Source organism: Rhizobacter sp. P2_D12 (assembly GCF_056404395.1).
Map to the genome: position 1 here is coordinate 22,586 of NZ_JBFUEB010000035.1, position 16,169 is coordinate 38,754.

Annotated in this window: 15 protein-coding genes; 9 read left to right on the plus strand and 6 right to left on the minus strand. The window is 71.2% G+C overall.

From position 1 onward, the window contains the following. Positions 1 to 22 precede the first annotated feature (22 nt). Positions 23 to 1,018: a LysR family transcriptional regulator gene (locus AC1DYN_RS13960; protein ID WP_477960436.1), complete on the plus strand. Its 996-nt coding sequence runs from the start codon at positions 23 to 25 to the stop codon at positions 1,016 to 1,018. Here the strand turns inward: AC1DYN_RS13960 and AC1DYN_RS13965 are convergent. Then, the gene (locus tag AC1DYN_RS13965; protein ID WP_477960438.1) at positions 916 to 4,710 is read right to left on the minus strand and encodes a M48 family metalloprotease; all 3,795 of its coding nucleotides are present in this window, start codon (positions 4,708 to 4,710) and stop codon (positions 916 to 918) included. The two genes, AC1DYN_RS13960 and AC1DYN_RS13965, sit on opposite strands and share 103 nt — an antisense overlap. Before the next feature lie 102 nt (positions 4,711 to 4,812). After that, on the minus strand, positions 4,813 to 5,145 hold the full coding sequence (locus AC1DYN_RS13970; protein WP_477960440.1) for a cysteine rich repeat-containing protein: 333 nt from the start codon (positions 5,143 to 5,145) through the stop codon (positions 4,813 to 4,815). A 131-nt stretch (positions 5,146 to 5,276) separates the two neighbouring features. Here AC1DYN_RS13970 and AC1DYN_RS13975 point away from each other — a divergent pair, with 131 nt between their 5' ends. From AC1DYN_RS13975 to AC1DYN_RS13985, 3 genes are all read left to right on the plus strand, one after another. After that, positions 5,277 to 5,966: a response regulator transcription factor gene (locus tag AC1DYN_RS13975; RefSeq protein WP_477960442.1), complete on the plus strand. Its 690-nt coding sequence runs from the start codon at positions 5,277 to 5,279 to the stop codon at positions 5,964 to 5,966. Next, positions 5,966 to 7,231 carry a sensor histidine kinase gene (locus AC1DYN_RS13980; RefSeq protein ID WP_477960444.1) on the plus strand — a complete coding sequence of 422 codons (1,266 nt, stop codon included), beginning with the start codon at positions 5,966 to 5,968 and terminating at the stop codon, positions 7,229 to 7,231. The genes AC1DYN_RS13975 and AC1DYN_RS13980 overlap by 1 nt, the downstream gene beginning before the upstream one ends. Positions 7,232 to 7,327: 96 nt before the next feature. Then, entirely contained in the window at positions 7,328 to 8,308 is a 981-nt protein-coding gene (locus tag AC1DYN_RS13985; protein WP_477960446.1) for a hypothetical protein, read from the plus strand. Here the strand turns inward: AC1DYN_RS13985 and nudK are convergent, their stop codons facing one another. Then, entirely contained in the window at positions 8,309 to 8,935 is a 627-nt protein-coding gene (nudK, locus tag AC1DYN_RS13990; protein ID WP_477960448.1) for a GDP-mannose pyrophosphatase NudK, read from the minus strand. A 48-nt stretch (positions 8,936 to 8,983) separates the two neighbouring features. On the opposite strand from nudK, the gene AC1DYN_RS13995 reads away from it, so the two are divergent. Further along, positions 8,984 to 9,739, plus strand: coding sequence for a DeoR/GlpR family DNA-binding transcription regulator (locus AC1DYN_RS13995; RefSeq protein ID WP_477960450.1), 756 nt, complete (start codon positions 8,984 to 8,986; stop codon positions 9,737 to 9,739). Positions 9,740 to 9,749: 10 nt separating this feature from the next. On the opposite strand, the gene AC1DYN_RS14000 is transcribed toward AC1DYN_RS13995, so the two are convergent. After that, the gene (locus AC1DYN_RS14000; RefSeq protein ID WP_477960452.1) at positions 9,750 to 9,980 is read right to left on the minus strand and encodes a hypothetical protein; all 231 of its coding nucleotides are present in this window, start codon (positions 9,978 to 9,980) and stop codon (positions 9,750 to 9,752) included. Between the two features lie 206 nt (positions 9,981 to 10,186). Here AC1DYN_RS14000 and fusA point away from each other — a divergent pair, with 206 nt between their 5' ends. Next, positions 10,187 to 12,238, plus strand: a complete 2,052-nt coding sequence (gene fusA / locus AC1DYN_RS14005) for an elongation factor G (protein ID WP_477960454.1) — start codon at positions 10,187 to 10,189, stop codon at positions 12,236 to 12,238. A 57-nt stretch (positions 12,239 to 12,295) separates the two neighbouring features. Here fusA and purT read toward each other — a convergent pair whose 3' ends face one another. After that, entirely contained in the window at positions 12,296 to 13,498 is a 1,203-nt protein-coding gene (purT, locus tag AC1DYN_RS14010; RefSeq protein WP_477960456.1) for a formate-dependent phosphoribosylglycinamide formyltransferase, read from the minus strand. A gap of 91 nt (positions 13,499 to 13,589) precedes the next feature. On the opposite strand from purT, the gene AC1DYN_RS14015 reads away from it, so the two are divergent. The 3 genes from AC1DYN_RS14015 (at position 13,590) to AC1DYN_RS14025 (ending at position 15,024) form a co-directional block, all read left to right on the plus strand. After that, positions 13,590 to 14,180 (plus strand): hypothetical protein, encoded by a 591-nt coding sequence (locus AC1DYN_RS14015; protein ID WP_477960458.1) that lies wholly within the window; start codon positions 13,590 to 13,592, stop codon positions 14,178 to 14,180. A gap of 376 nt (positions 14,181 to 14,556) precedes the next feature. After that, the gene (locus AC1DYN_RS14020) at positions 14,557 to 14,715 is read left to right on the plus strand and encodes a hypothetical protein (RefSeq protein WP_477960460.1); all 159 of its coding nucleotides are present in this window, start codon (positions 14,557 to 14,559) and stop codon (positions 14,713 to 14,715) included. Continuing rightward, positions 14,716 to 15,024, plus strand: a complete 309-nt coding sequence (locus tag AC1DYN_RS14025; protein ID WP_477960462.1) for a hypothetical protein — start codon at positions 14,716 to 14,718, stop codon at positions 15,022 to 15,024. It abuts the gene before it with no gap. Between the two features lie 45 nt (positions 15,025 to 15,069). Here the strand turns inward: AC1DYN_RS14025 and AC1DYN_RS14030 are convergent, their stop codons facing one another. Beyond that, on the minus strand, positions 15,070 to 15,972 hold the full coding sequence (locus AC1DYN_RS14030) for a TerC family protein (protein ID WP_477960464.1): 903 nt from the start codon (positions 15,970 to 15,972) through the stop codon (positions 15,070 to 15,072). Between the last annotated feature and the right edge of the window lie 197 nt (positions 15,973 to 16,169).

The following is a 16,169-nucleotide window of genomic DNA, read 5'->3' on the forward strand; positions in this document are numbered from 1 at the left end:
ACTCGTTTCGAGAATCAGGACAATGCACCGATCCGGCCTGGTCGAACTGGAAGCCGTGCTGGCTGTCGCGCGGCACGGCAGCTTCCGCGCCGCGGCCGGCGAGCTGGGCATGTCGACCTCGGCCCTCAGCAGCGCGGTGGCCGGGCTGGAGGCGCGGCTGGGCGTGCGGCTGTTCAACCGCACGACGCGCAGCGTGGCCTTGTCCGAGGCCGGCGAGCAGTTCGTCCGGCGCGTCGCCCCGGCGCTGTCGGACATCCGCGGCGCGATGGAGGCCGTCAACAGCCTGCGCGACACGCCGGCCGGCACGCTGCGGCTGAACACCTCGGCCGGCGCCGCGCGCATCGTGTTCGCGCCGATCGTGCTGGAGTTCATGCGGCGCTACCCGCAGATGGAGGTCGACCTGGTGACCGAAGGGCGGCTGATCGACATCGTCGCCGAGGGCTACGACGCCGGCATCCGGCTGGCCGACACGGTGCCGCGCGACATGATCGCGGTTCCGATGGGCGGCCCCATGCGCACGGCGGTGGTGGCCACGCCGGACTACCTGGCCGCGCACGGCACGCCGGCCCTGCCGACGGACCTGATGCGGCACCGCTGCATCCGCTGGCGCCTGGCGAGCGGCGTGCGCTACCGCTGGGAGTTCGAGCGCCACGGCGAGTCGCTGACGCTCGACGTGCCGGGGCCGGTGACGCTGGACGAGCCGTCGCTGATGCTGGAGGCAGTGCGCGCCGGCGTCGGCATCGGCTACCTGGCCGAGATGCACGTCGGCGCCGACCTCGCTGCCGGCCGGCTGGTGCGGATGCTCGACGACTGGACGCCGCCCTTCGGCGGCATCTGCCTGTACTACCCGACGCGGCGGCACGTGCCGGCGGGGCTGCGGGCCTTCATCGAACTGGTCCGCGAAGTGACGCGGGATCAGGAGAAGTACGGCCGCTCGTCGGCGAACAGCAAGCGCCGCGCCGCATCGCGCCAGGCCGCCGGCGCCTCGCGGCCCAGCAGCACGACGCCCGCCGCATAGGCCTGCACGCGGGCCTGGAACGACATCTCGGCCAGCACGCGCTCGGCCACCGCGACGTCGCGCGTCTTCTGCAACTGCTCGATGAACACCCGCAGCAACGCCGCATCGGTCGGGGCATGGCGTGCGACGCCGGCGACGAACGGCGCGATGTCCTGCCCGGCCCGCGCCGCCACCGCCGCGCCAATCCACACGCTGCCGGCATCGGCGCCATGCGGGAGTGCCAGCGCGCGCGCGACGACGGCGGCGTCGGCGCCATCGGAGCCGGCGGCCAGCCACAGCAGCCGCGTCTCGCGTTCGCGCGACGCGGCGGCGCTGCGCAGCGCGACGTCGATGCGCCCGCGCGACAGCTCGGCGTACTCGGTCGGCATCGGCTCGTCGGTCAGCGGCGTGCCGGATTCGAGCGCCAGGCGCACGCGCAGGGATGGCGATGCACGCTGCAGTTCGCCCATCGGCCCGGCCCCGTCCTGCTTCAGGAAGCGCCGCAGCCGCGCCTCGTCGATGGCGATGTACTCGGCCAGCGCCGGCAGCCGGGCGCGCGCCTCGGCGAGCGCGGCCAGCCCGGCCTCCAGCCGGCCCAGGTCGAGCTCGGCATAGGCGGCGGCATAGCCCATCCAGGCATGCGCCGGCCAGCGCTGGTGGCCCTCGATGAAGGCCTGCCACTTCTGCGGGCTGTCGGTGTCGCAGCGCACCGCGGCATAGCGCAGGCCGGGATTCTCGGGCGCGGCCCGGCTGGCGGCGACATGGCGCGCGCACACCTGCTCGTGTGCCGCCCCCTGCGTGCCGTCCTGCTCGGCGCGCAGCAGCATCACGTCGTCGGGCGCGGCCTTCAGGCGTGCCTGCAGCAGCGCCAGCCGCGCCGGGTCGCCATCGACCATCGTCAGCCACTGCAGCGTGGTGCCGCTGCCGGTGGCGTCCCAGCGCAGGTGGGTCGCGATCAGCTGGGCGCGCTGCGCGTCGTTCGCCAGCGCGTCGAGCTGCCGGTCCGGCCGCAGGTCGGCCAGGCCCTGCAGCACGGTGCGCGTGCCGCCGCCGCCCTTGGTGCTGATGCTGCGCGGCGGCTGCTCGAACACGTGCTGCACGTCGGTCGTCGACCAGCGCGGCGTGCCCAGCATGCGCTCCGGGACCGGCTGCGTGCGGCCGTACACCGCGGTCCACTCGACCAGCGGCGCGGCCGACGCGACGTTGTAGACGAAGCTGCCGAAGGCGCCCTTCGCATCGGCATCGAAGGCCTCGATCAGCACGCCCTGCGGCGTGCGCGTCTCGATGCGGTGCATCGCACCGGCCGGCACCGTGAAGCGCGTGCTGCCCATCGGCGGGACGCTGAGCTGGCGCTTGTCGAACGCCACCTGCACCGGCGTGCCCAGCCCGTTGTAGACCACGATGCTCGCATCGCCGACCGTGCCACCCAGGCCCAGCACCGCGGCGATGATGCCGCCGGCCACGCCCAGGCGGGCCAGCGCCGGCACGACGCCGTCGGCGGTCTGGAAGCGCGCCAGCCAGCCGAGGCGGGTCTGCCGTTCGCGTTCGCGCCCGGGCAGCAGCGTGTCGTAGGCCGGTGGCACCTGCGACGGTTCGGGCGCGGTGTCGGCCAGCTCGGGCACGGCCTCGCCGCGCACGCGCCGCGCCAGCAGCGCCTCGGTGCGCAGCAGCTGGTCGAGTGCCTGCGAGCGCAGCCGGCTGCAGGCGCCGGCGAGCTGGTCGACCCAGCTGTCGACCACGCCCAGCCAGTCGCCGAGCTTGTCGCTGGTGGCCGGCGGCAGCTTGAACTCGCCGAGCAACTCGCTCCAGCTCGCGACGCCGAGCTTCTCGCGGACGGCCGCATCGAGCACCACCGAATCGCGCTGCTCCGAGAGCCGGTGCAGCGCCGCATGCAGCTCGTTGGCGACGATCACCAGCCGCGTGACACCGGCCTTGCCGACGCGGCGCGTCGCGCTTTCCACCTGCCACGCGTTGGCCAGCCGGCCCTGCGCATCGCGCAGGTTGGCTTCGCCGTGGTCGGCGTAGTGCAGCAGCGCGAGCAGGCCGTCGAGGCAGGCCTCCCAGCCGCCGCCGACCTGCCGTGCCGCGGCACGGTGCGCGCTGCGGCAGGCCTTGTCGTGGTCGAGCAGCCGCTGCTCCACCTGGCGCAGCTCGCGCTCGACGCCGGCGACCAGTTGCGGCAGGTCCTTCTTCTTCAGCGTGCGGTCGCGGTGGCGGATCAGGCCGCCGGGCGCACTCAGCGCACCGGTCTTCAGCGCGCGCAACTGGCCCAGTTCGCGCTCGAGGTTGCGCAGCCGCTCGACGTCGTCCAGCAGCGACTCCGGGTACAGCCCGGCCAGGCCGGACGTGGTGGCGCGGGGGTCGACCAGCTCGGCCGCGCTGGCGGCGCTGCGCGTGACGGAGCGGCCGAGGTAGACGCCGCGGTAGCGGCCCTGCAGGCTTTCGCGCGCGAACTGCTCGTCCAGCGCCTGCAGCGAGTCCTCGATCGGCAGCGGCGACAGCCGGGTGTCGCCGATCAGTTGCGCGGTGACGCGCTCGCGCACCGCGGCAGCGTCGTCGAACAGCTCCCAGGCGCTGCGGTCGTCGATGGGTGCGGCAATGTAGTGCCGCTTCGCATTCGCCTCGCGCTCGTGGTTCAGCGGATGCGTGAGCCACATGCGCGGCGGCTGCGCCAGCTCGGCCTTGAACAGGCGGTGCTGCTGCGGCTGCTCGGCCGGCAGCGGCGGCACGCGGTGGTATTGCGGGTCGTTCAGCACCTGGCCCATGCGCTGCATCACGCGCGACTGGATCGCGAACGCATCGCGCGTGATGCGCTCCCTGGCGTGCTCGCCGCCGACGAAGCCGAGCGTGCGGTCCCAGGCGTCGTCGGCCGCCTGCAGCTTGTGCAGCGCGTGGATCAGCGCATCGCTGCCGGTCAGCGACACGGCCACCAGGTCGGCCTGCATCTCCATCTCGCGCGACAGCGCGCGCTGCACCAGCAGCACCAGCGAGAACGCGCTGTCGACCAGCGAACGGATGGCCCACACGATGACGCCGAGCAACCAGCCGACCCAGGCGACGCGCACGTCGAAGCGCGACAGCGTGTCGAGGAAGCCGTCGAGCTTGTCGCGCCGCGCCACCAGGTGGCCGGCGATCTGCTGCGCCACGTAGACCCAGCGGCCCACCGCCATCGATTTCTGCGCGAAATGGCCGAATTCGTGCGCCAGCACCGCGCGCATCTCGCCCAACGTGACGGCGTTGACGAGGCCGAGGCCGATCTCCAGGTTCTTGCGCGACGGCAGCACCAGGTTCAGCACCGACAGGTCGTAGAACACCGCGGCATTGACGCGCGCCGACAGGAACACCTTGTGCGGGCGCGGCGCGCCGGCCCGGTCGGCCAGCTTGTGGAGGAACTCGAACAGCCGCGGCTGCTGCGCCGCGGTGACCTCGACGGTGTTGTCCTGCGAACCCTGCTTGACGAAGAAGATCGCCTTCAGCATGAAGACCGCGAGGAAGGCCGCGCAGCCGCCGACGACCCAGCCCCAGAAGGCGGCCTCGGCGCCGACCGTGAGCCGCCAAGCGGTGAACAGGAACCAGCCGGCCAGGCCCAGGTAGAGCAGCATGAAGCCGGCCAGCGCGGCGACGGCGAGCCAGGCATGGCGCTTGTACGCGGCGGTGGGCCTGGCCAGCTTGGCGACCAGCGTCGACGGCTGCGCCTTGGTCGGTGAACTCATTCCCTGATCCCCTCACATCCTTGTGCGCGGATGGTAGGGGAAGGGGTCGCGCCCGGCGAGGGCAATATTCACTCAAGAGCGGCAGTTCGAACCCGGCATGGCTCAGCGCCTGGGCAGCGTCGCCCGGCAGGCCTCGCTGAACTCGCCGGCATGCGCCTTCACGCAATCGCGCATCGCGCTGCCCTTGGCATCGCCGCAGATCCTCTTGAGTTCCGGGCCGCAGGTGGAGGCGGTGTCCAGCGCGGTCTTGCAGGCCGGCGCCAGCTCGGCCTCGTGCGACTTCAGGCACTCGACGATGCGCCCGCCGCCGGGTTGCACCGACTTGCAGAACTTCGCATGGTCGGCCTTGCAGGCCTGGGCCATCGGGTTGGCGTCGCGGGCCGCGGCCGTGCCGGCCAGCACGAGCAGCGACAGCAGGATCGTCAAGGTCTTCATCGTGTTCTCCGAAGCAGGGATGGCGGATTGAAGCGCCGAAACCCCACGCCGTCACGCCGCGCCGGTGACGATTTGCGACAGCCTTGAAATGTTCGAACCGCCGTGCCGGTGGCCCCGTAGACTGCCGCTCCATGAAGCCGCTGGTGTTGATGGTCGACGACGATGCCGAGCTGTCGGGCATGGTGTGCGAACTGCTCGAACGCGAAGGCTGGACCGTGCACGCCGTGCTGACCGCCGGCGACGGCGAACGCGCGATCGCGCAGGGCCGGCCCGACGCGGTGCTGCTGGACGTGATGCTGCCCGATGCGAACGGCTTCGACGTCTGCCGCCGCTGGCGTGCCGCGCACCCGGGCCTGGGCATCGTGATGCTGACGGCGCGCGGCGACCCGATGGACCGCGTGCTCGGGCTGGAGATCGGCGCCGACGACTACCTGCCCAAGCCCTTCGAGCCGCGCGAGCTGGTGGCCCGCGTGCGCGCGCTGCTGCGCCGCCAGGCACCGGGCCGCGCCGAGGCCCCGCAGCTGCGCTTCGACGGGCTGACGATCGACCTGCTGAAACGCGAGGTGCGGGTCGGCAGCGCGGCAATCGCGCTGACCAGCGTCGAATACAAGCTGCTGACGGCGCTGGCGCGCACGCCGGGCCAGCCCTTGACGCGCGAGCAGCTGAGCGATGCCGTGCAAAGCGGCGGCTACAAGCCGCTCGACCGCACCGTCGACGTGCAGGTCGCGCGGCTGCGCCGCAAGCTGGCCGAGGCCGCGCCGGGCAGCGAATGGATCGACACCATCCGCGGCGAAGGCTACGTCTTCGTGCCGCGCGGCTGATGCCGCGCTTCGACAGCCTGTTCACGCGCCTGCTGTTGGCCCAGCTGGGCCTGGTGTTGGCGCTCGGGCTGGTGTTCGGGCTGCTGTTCTACATCGAGCGCAACGTGACCGTCGCGGTGTTGTACGCCGAGCGCTGGGCACCGCACCTGGCCGCCGCCGCAGGGCTGGCGCCGCCGACGCCCGATGCCATGCCGGTGCTGCAGCGCGACGAGGCGCCGCCGAACGCGCGCCGCACCGCGCAGCACGCGCCGCGCTTCGTCGCGCTGCGCCAGGCACTGCAGTCGCGCGGCGTGCCCGTCGACGAGGTGCGGCTGGGTGTCGGCGAGCGCGAGCCGATGGTGTGGCTGCACGTGGCGCCGCCCGGGCACGCGGCGAAGTGGCTGGGCGTGCGCGGCCAGGTGGTCGTGCCGGCCTGGTCGGCGCGCACGCTGCTCGCCCTCGCGATCACCAGCGTGCTGGTCGCCGCCGTGAGCTGGCGCTTCACCCGGCGCCTCACGCAGCCGCTGGAGCGGCTGCGCGAGCGCATGCAGTTGCACACACCGGGTCGGCCGGTCCCGACGGCCGTGGCCCCGCCGGCGTCGTCGCCCGAGGTCGCCGCCATCGACGAGGCGTACACTGACCTGCTCGCGCGGCTGGAACGCCACGAGCGCGAACGCGCCGTGCTGCTGGCCGGCGTCTCGCACGACCTGCGCAGTCCGCTGGGCCGCATCCGCATGGCCGCCGAGCTGCTGCCCGACACCGCCGACACCCAGGCGCGGCGCGCCAGCATCGTGCGCAACGTGCAGGATGCCGACCGCCTGATCGAGAGCTTCCTCGACTTCGTGCGCTCCGGCGAACTGGCCTGCGACGAGACGGTGGACCTGGCCGCCGTCGCGCGCCAGGTGGTCGCCGGTTTCGAGCACCCCGCGTTGAGCCTCGATGCGCCGGCCACGCTGCCGCGCCCGCGCGCCAACCGGCTGCTGGTCGAGCGGCTGCTGGCCAACCTGGTCGACAACGCGTTCAAGCACGGCCGCGCGCCGGTGCAGGTGCGGCTGGGCACCTCGCCGGCGGGCACCTGGATCACGGTCGAGGATGCCGGCGACGGCATGGCGCCCGATAACGCCGCCCGCCTGCAGGACGCCTTCGCACGCGGCGACACCAGCCGCGCCCGGCCTGGCGCCGGCCTGGGCCTCGCGATCGTGCGCCAGGTGGTCGCGCGCCTGGGCGGCGAGCTGTCGTTCGAACGCGAGGCCGGCGTGCACCGCGTGCGCGTGACGCTGCGCTGAGACGTTTCAACACTGTCGCATTTCGTCGTGCAACGTGGTCGCCGCGCACGGCCGCGGCGCGTTCAATGGGCACCATCCACTTCCCGAGGAGTTCCCATGCGCCACGCACCGATCCCCCGCACCCTGCTGTCCGTCCTGGCGCTGTCCGCGCTGGCCGCCTGCGGGGGCGGCGGCACGTCCGGCGACGACGAGGTGCTGAGCACCGATACCGCCACCGGCTACAGCGCCAACGCGACGCTGGCCGCCAACGACGCCACGACGGCATTCGACACGGCCGTGCTGGCCGCGCAGTCGGTGGTGGCGGCGCAGGCTGCCGCGGCCAGCGGGCACGAAACGGCGAAGGGCGTCTCCGCCAGCGCGGTGGCCGACGTGACGGTCAGCTGCCCCGGCGGCGGCAGCGCGCTGCTGGGCATCACCGGCGGCACCGCGTCGAGCGTGCTGAACGGCCAGCTCGACACCGGCGAGGTCTACACGCTCGCCTACACCGACTGCCGCGGCGCACTGGGTGCGGCCGCCGTCAACGGCTCGCTGTCGATGACGGTGCTGCAGGCCGATGCGACGACGCTGTCGATCGCGTCCACGGCCAACGCGCTGTCGGTCGCGCTGCCGCGCGGCAGCGTCACGCTGGACGGCAGCACCGCGCGCAGCGTGTCGTCGACCAGCGACGGCAACGGCACGACGGTGCTCGCCAGCCATTTCACGTCGCCCAGCCTGTCGCTGACGACGCACTTCAACGCACGCACCAGCGTGTTCACGCTCAGCGCCGCCGACATCACGCGCCAGGCCACGCTGCTGAACGGCGTGCTGCAGGGCAGTTCGATCGAGGGCACGCACACGCTGTCGGCCACGCTGCCGAACGGCGCCTTCAGCTACACCGTTGCCACGCAGGGCAGCGCGAGCTACTCGGCCACGGGACTGCCGGTGGCCGGCGGCTGGACGATCACGCTGCCGCACGCGCGGGTCGGCATCGCGGTCGCCGACGGCTTCGCGACGATCAGCGTCGACCAGGGCAAGGACGGCACCATCGACCGCAGCGTCACGGTGCCCGTGTCGCGCCTGGCGTCCGACGCGGGCTGATCAATCGACGAGGCGGTGCAGCCTGGCGTACTGCAGCAGCATGATGGTCTTGCCGTCGCGGATCGCGCCCGACTCGACCATCGCCAGCGCCTCGTCGAGCGTGGGCTCCAGCACCTCGATGTCCTCGCCCTCGTGCGGCTCGCCGCCGCCGCCCGAGACCTTGTCGCGCGCTTCGTACGCACCGACGAAGAAATGCAGCCGCTCGGTCACCGAGCCCGGGCTCATGTAGGCCTCGAACACCTGGCGCACGTCGGCGATGCGGTAGCCGGTTTCCTCTTCGGTCTCGCGGCGGATGCAGGTGGCGGGGTCGTCGCGGTCGAGCAGCCCGGCGCAGGCCTCGACCAGCATGCCGTCGGGCGTGCCGTTGACGTAGGCCGGGAAGCGGAACTGGCGCGTCAGCACCACCGTGCGCCGCTCGCGGTTGTAGAGCAGGATCGTCGCGCCGTTGCCGCGATCGTAGGTCTCGCGGCTCTGGCGCTGCCAGCGGCCGTCGCGGCGCAGGTAGTCGAAGCTCGTCTTCTTCAGCACATACCAGTCGTCGCTGAGCAGCTTGACGTCGACGATGCGCACGCGGTCGTTCACGGCCTTCTCCTGATCCTGTCCGGGTCGTTCCGGGACCGCGATCATTCGTGCAACTTCGTGCAATGTCAAGATTTTTCGTGCACACTGCACCGCATGCTGACCGAACAACGCAAGCAACTGATCCTCGGGCGCCTGAAACAGGAGGGGCAGGTCGTCGCGGCCACGCTGAGCGAGGAACTCGGGCTGTCGGAGGACACCATCCGGCGCGACCTGCGCGCGCTCGCGGCCGAGGGCCTGCTGCAGCGCGTGCACGGCGGTGCGCTGCCCGCATCGGCGGCGGTGGCCGACTTCGCGGTGCGACGCACGGTCGAGCCCGAGGGCAAGGCCGGCATCGCGCGCGCCGGCGCGGCGATGGTGCAGCCGGGGCAGATCGTGTTCATCGACGGCGGCACCACCTGCCAGCAGCTCGCGCGGCAGCTGCCGCGCACGCTGCGCGCCACCGTCGTCACGCACAGCCCGACGATCGCGATCGAGCTGGTGGACCATCCCGGCATCGAGGTCGTGCTGATCGGCGGGCGGCTGTTCAAGCACTCGGTGGTGGCGGTGGGCGCGGCGGCCCTGGAGGCCATCGGCCGCATCCGCGCCGACCTGTACTTCATGGGCGTCACCGGCGTCTCGCTCGATGCCGGGCTGTCCACCGGCGACCTCGAAGAGGCCCACATCAAGCGCGCGCTGATGGCCCAGGCGGCCGAGACCTGGGTGCCGGCCTCGGCCGAGAAGCTGAACAGCGCCTCGGCCTACTCGATCGCGCCGTGCAAGGCCGCCACCGGGCTGATCGTCGACCCGCAGGCGCCGAAGAAGGCGCTGGCCGGCTTCGAGAGGGCCGGCCTGGCGATCGTGCGAGCCTGAGGAGGGCCGGCTATTTCTGGCGCTGGTAGGTGGCGTCCATCACCGGGCCGCGGTCGGTGTCGACCAGGCCCTTGCTGACGTCGCGGTGCGCCTGTTCGATGCGGGGGCGCGGTCGGGTGTCCTTCGACGTCGATTCGTCGCGCTCGTGCGGCAACTGCGGTTCGGCGTCGCGGTCTCGGCGTGCGGTGGTGTCGCCCTTGCGCCGCGCATCGGGCGGGCCGGAGGCTGAGGCTGGCTTCATGGTGGTTCCTTGTGGCCGTATGGCGCCGTCCACTGTGCCCGCCCCGGCAGGCCGGCGCTGTCGGCCCAGCCCGCCGCAGGCTGTAGGACATCGCCATGCAGGCCCCGGACGGTCGCGGGTGCGCCCGCTTGCCGTGGCCGGGTCGATCCACTAACCTCGTTCGGCCCCCTCACCCATCAGCGCCCCCGGCGTGGAAGGAGAGTGCCATGTCAAGCCCATCGAATCCCGGCATCGCGTCGATCCGCACGCTGGCGCTGGTCGGCCAGGCGGCCTCCGGCAAGACCAGCCTGACCGAGGCGCTGCTGTGCAAGGCCGGCGCCATCGGCGCGCCGGGCAGCCTGGAGCGCGGCTCCACGGTCAGCGACTTCGACCCGCTCGAACGCCGCATGCAGCATTCGCTGAACTCGGCACTGATGCACTTCCGCCATGGCGAATCGCAGATCCACCTGATCGACACGCCCGGGGTCGCCGACTGCGTGGGCCAGTCGATGACGGCGCTGGAGGCGGTGGACACCGCGGCCATCGTGATCAACGCGCAGGTCGGTATCGAGATGATGACGACGCGCATGATGGAGTGGGCGGCGCGCCGCGAGCTGTGCCGCATGATCATCGTCAACAAGATCGACGGCCAGGGGTTGGACCTGGCCGGCCTGGTCGAGAAGATCCAGACCGCCTTCGGCAAGGAGTGCCTGCCGCTGAACCTGCCCGCGGCGCAGGGCACCCAGGTGGTCGACTGCTTCTTCAATCCGTCCGGCGAGGCGGATTTTTCTTCTGTGGCGCTCGCGCACCGCGCGCTGGTCGAGCAGGTGGTCGAGGTCGACCCCGAGTTCGTCGACCGCTACCTGAACGACGGCGACGTCGACCCGCGCGAGCTGCATGCGCCGCTGGAGCAGGCGCTGCGCGAGGGCCACCTGATCCCGATCTGCTTCGTCTCGGCGCGCAACGGTGCCGGCGTGGCCGAGCTGCTGGACGTGATCGACAAGCTGCTGCCCAACCCGACCGAGGGCAACCCACCGCAGTTCTTCAAGGGCGAGGGGCCGGACGCGAAGGAACTGCATGCGCAGCCCGATGCCTCGCTGCACGTGATCGCCCACGTGTTCAAGGTGACGGTGGATCCGTACGTCGGCAAGATGGGCATCTTCCGCATCCACCAGGGCACGGTCACGCGCGACAGCCAGCTCTACATCGGCGACGGTCGCAAGCCGTTCAAGGTGGGCCATCTGTTCATGCTGCAGGGCAAGGACCACGTGGAGGTGCCGCGCGGCCTGCCGGGCGACCTGTGCGCGGTGGCCAAGGTCGACGAGATGCACTTCGATGCGGTGCTGCACGACGCGGCCGAGGACGACCACCTGCACCTGAAGCCGCTCGACTTCCCGGTGCCTGTGCACGGCCTGGCGATCGAGCCGAAGCGCCGCGGTGACGAGCAGCGCATGTGGGAGATCCTGCAGAAGCTGGTCGACGAGGATCCGTGCCTGAAGGTGGAGCACGTGGCCAGCACCAACGAGACGGTGGTCTACGGCCTGGGCGAGCTGCACCTGCGCACGCTGCTCGACCGCATGAGCGAGACCTACAAGTGCGACGTGCTGACGCGCCCGCCGCGCATCGCCTACCGCGAGACGGTGACCACGCCGGCCGAGGGCCACCACCGGCACAAGAAGCAGAGCGGCGGCGCCGGCCAGTTCGGCGAGGTCTACCTGCGCATCGAGCCGCTGGCGCGCGGCGCCGGCTTCGAGTTCGTCGACCAGGTGAAGGGCGGCACGATCCCCGGCCAGTTCATCCCGGCCGTCGAGAAAGGCGTGCGCCAGGTGCTGGACAGCGGCGTGATCGCCGGCTACCCGGTGAAGGACGTGCGCGTCATCGTCTACGACGGCAAGCACCACTCGGTCGACTCGAAGGAGATTGCCTTCGTGACGGCCGGCCGCAAGGCCTTCATCGACGCGGTGACCAAGGCCGGCCCGATCGTGCTGGAGCCGGTGGTGAAGGTGGAGATCACCGCGCCGGAATTCGCGATGGGCGACATCACCGGCGACCTGTCGGCCAAGCGCGGGCAGGTGAACGGCACGCACGCCCAGCAGGCGGGCAGCATGACGGTGCACGGCCTGGTGCCGCTGTCGGAACTGAACGGCTACCAGGCCCGGCTCAACGGGATGACCGGCGGGCAGGGGCGCTATACGCTGGAGCTGAGCCACTACGAGGCGGTGCCGCCGTCGGCGCAGGTCCAGTTGACAAGTCAATACAAGGCTCGAGACGACGAGTAGCCCGGATGCCAATCCGGGTTGTTCATCCGGCACCGCCGCCCCGGATTGCCATCCGGGCTACACGGCTCGCGGCTTCACCTTGCTCGCTGCCAGCTTGGCTTGGGTGCGCGCAACCTCCACGTCGGCGTCGTGGACGAGCGCGACGCCCATGCGGCGCTTCTTGAAGCTCTCCGGCTTGCCGAACAGGCGCAGCTCGCTGTTGGGCACGCGCATCGCGTCGGCCACGCCGTCGAACACGATGCCCCGGGCCTCGACGCCGCCGTAGATCACCGCGCTCGCGCCCGGGCTCTTCAGCGTGGTGTCCACCGGCAGGCCGAGGATGGCGCGCGCATGCAGCTCGAACTCGTTCTGCCACTGCGTGATCATCGTCACCATGCCGGTGTCGTGCGGGCGCGGGCTGACCTCGCTGAACCACACCATGTCGCCCTTGACGAACAGCTCGACACCGAACAGCCCCTGCCCGCCCAGGTTGTCGGTGACCGCCTTCGCGATGTCGCGCGAGCGCTGCAGCGCGGCCGGCGTCATGCGGTGCGGCTGCCAGCTCTCGACATAGTCGCCGCTGACCTGCACATGGCCGATCGGCTCGCAGAAGTGCGTCTCGACCTGGCCGTCCGCCCCCAGCGCGCGCACCGTCAGCTGCGTGATCTCGTAGTCGAAGTCGATGAAGCCCTCGACGATGACGCGGCCGTGGCTGACGCGGCCGCCGGCCATCGCGTAGTCCCACGCGGCCTGCACGTCGGACGGACCGTCGATCTTGCTCTGGCCCTTGCCCGAGCTGCTCATCACCGGCTTGACGATGCACGGGTAGCCGATCTTGCCGTCGATCGCGGCCTGCAGCTGCGCCAGCGAATCACAGAAGACGTAGGGGCTGGTCGGCAGCGCCAGGGTCTCGCCGGCGAGGCGGCGGATGCCTTCGCGGTCCATCGTGAGGCGCGCGGCGCGCGCGGTGGGGATCACGCGCACGGTGCCGGCGGCCTCGAGCTGCTCGAGCATCGGCGTCGCGATGGCTTCGATCTCGGGCACCACCAGCAGCGGGCGCTCGGCCTCGATCAGCGCCTTCAGCTGCGCCGGGTCGCTCATGGTGATGGTGCGGGCATGGTGCGCGACCTGCTGGCCCGGCGCGTTCTCGTAGCGGTCGACCGCGATGGTCTCGACGCCCAGGCGCTGCAGCGCGATCAGCACCTCCTTGCCCAGTTCGCCGCTGCCGAGCAGCATCACCTTGGTGGCTTGGGGGGAAAGAGGGGTTCCGAGGGTCGTCATGGTGTGGATCGGGTTGAACGCGGAAAGACCGTGATTTTGCCGACGCCCCCGGCTGCTTCTGCAGATGCACGAAGATTTATCATGCGGGACCATGCAATCCGGCTCCCGCGACGTGGCCCAGCTCCGCCTTGACAACGCGCTGGCGCTTTTCGATGAATTCGTCCACAACACCATCAAGCACCCCGATGCCGCCACGCTGAGGGGCCTGGAGCGCCGCTTCGCCGAACGGCTGCAGATCCAGCCGAGCTACTGGAGCCAGATCAAGAGCCGTTCGCGCCAGATCGGCGAACGGCTCGCGCGGCAGTTCGAGGTGCTGTGCCACAAGCCGAACGGCTGGATGGACCAGCCGCACGACGCCGCCGTCCACGGCGCGCCGGCCGCAGCCGCGGCACCCGCCCCGCAGCCCGACGACTCCCTGCGCAACGTGCCGCAGGACGACGACGAACGCTTCATCGTCGGCCTGGTGCTGACTTACTACCGGCGCCACCCGCAGCGCGCCCGCACGCGGCTGCTCGACCTGCTCGGCGAGGTACTGATGCCGCCCGCCGAGCCGGCGCTGCCCGCGCCGCCGGCCCCGGCGGCGAAGCGCCCGCCCGCGGCCCCGCCCCGCCCCGCCGCGCCGCCCGAGGACCTCTGGGCCCGCACCCAGGCCGGCGTCGCACCGCTCAAGAAGAAGCGCTGACAGCCCCCTGCGGGTGTGGATTCGTCCCCACACCTTTGAACAAGGGGGTTGAATTTGATAATTGATTGTTTATCATCTGCGCAAGTCGTGATGCACAGTCTTGATCACGGCGACGCCCCGCCCTTCAACCCGGAGTCCCCACGTTGATCGCCTTCGCACTGAAGCTTGCCCCTGCCCGCCGCGCCGCTGTCGTTCGTGTCGCGTTGCCGGTGCCGGCGTTTCAGTGTTCAGGTGGCCGTCGGGCCCCGCCCGGTCTGCTTGTCGGCTGAGCCCCGCGACGCACGCGCGCTCATCCCAACGGCCCGGATTGCCTCGCGCACCGGGCCGTTGTGCTTTTTTTGGCCCTGCTTTCCCTTGACGTACCAGGAGACGCCCCATGACCAAGATCACTGTCACCGCCCGCAAGCCCCGCAATCCGCTGGTGGCGCCCGCCCATTTCCGCCGTGCCGGCAGCCACCAGCAAGGTGGCCGTTCGCGCCAGGACGCCGGGCGTGCACTGCGCCGCGAACTCGACCAGCTCCGCCACAGCCCATGAATGCAACGCAGCGCCCATGCGCTGCCGATGAAGGACATCATCATGACCAGCCTGAAGCCCCAGACGTGGCGCGCCGTGACGCCGCGCCATCCCGGCGCCACGATCGCCCGCCGCACCGCCGCGGCGGCCCTGAAATCCGCGAGCGCCGTGCTCGCCGAACTGGCCCAGCGCCTGGCCGTGCCGCCTGCGATCCCGCAGTCGCCGCTGCCGCCGGTGCTCGAGTTCTACGCGCAGGCCGGCGCACCGGAAGGTGCGCTGTACCTGGACGGTGAACTCGTCGGGTGGGTATCGGGCGTGACCCGCCTGTGAACCCGACCGTGCAACGTGAAACGGGGGCCTCGCGGCCCCCGTTTTTCATGGGTGCGTGGTATGCGCCGGCAGCGCGACCACCTTCGGATGGCGCTTCTCCCACAGCTTGTGCACCATCACCGCCACCGGCACCCAGCCCAGCCACATCGCGAGGTCGATGCCTTCGTGCCACCACTGCCAGGTGTCGACCGGCTGGTCTTCCCAGCCCATCGCCTCTTCGATCAGGTCGAACACCCCGAGCCACAGCACGACGATGCCGACCAGCAGGCTGGTCTCGCGCTGGCGCTCGGTCCAGTGGCGCCACAGCGCCGGCAGCGTGACGCCGCCCACGCACAGCGCGTACAGCACCAGGTGGCCCAGGTGCTGGTGCTCGAACCAGCTGCGGATCAGCGGCTCGCTGCTGATCATCTTGGCGGCCGTCCAGCCCAGCACGCCGGCGCCGAGGATGATGATGATCGGGAAGCGGTCGACGAGCTTCAGGATCATCTGGCTGCCCCAAACGACGATCGGGATGCTGATCAGCAGGCCCAGCACCACCAGCAGCATGCTGCCATGAGCCGCGCCACCGATGGCCAGCACGTTGTCGACGCCCATCACCGCATCGGCGATCACGATGGTCTGGATGGCGCCGCGCACGCTCGACGCCGGCTTGATGTGGTGGCCGTCGCCGTCGCTGTCCTTGGTCAGGTTCCAGGCGATCCAGACCAGGGCCAGCCCGCCGGCCAGCAGGAAGCCGGGGATCTTCAGCAGCCACACGACGACCAGCGTCAGCAGCGCACGGATCACGATCGCGCCGGCCGTGCCCCACAGGATCACGCGGCGCTGCATCTCGGGCGGCACGTTGCGGGCCGCGAGGCCGATCACGATCGCGTTGTCGCCGGCCAGCACGAGATCGAGCAGCACGATGGCCATCAAGGCCGAGAAAAATTCGGGAGAGAAGAGTTCCATGGTCCTTCACCTTGCATGAGTGCACGCCGTGCGGATGCACGGCGGGTGAAGGTCTTGCCCACAGCGCGGGTGCGCTGCTCAAGTGCCGGGGTGCCGCTGCGGCGGCGCCCGTGTTGACGGCGGCTTGATCGGGGGGCTACTCCCCTTGCGGGTTCGAGTGTCGCCGCACTGGCCCCCCGGCGTCAAATGGACGGCGT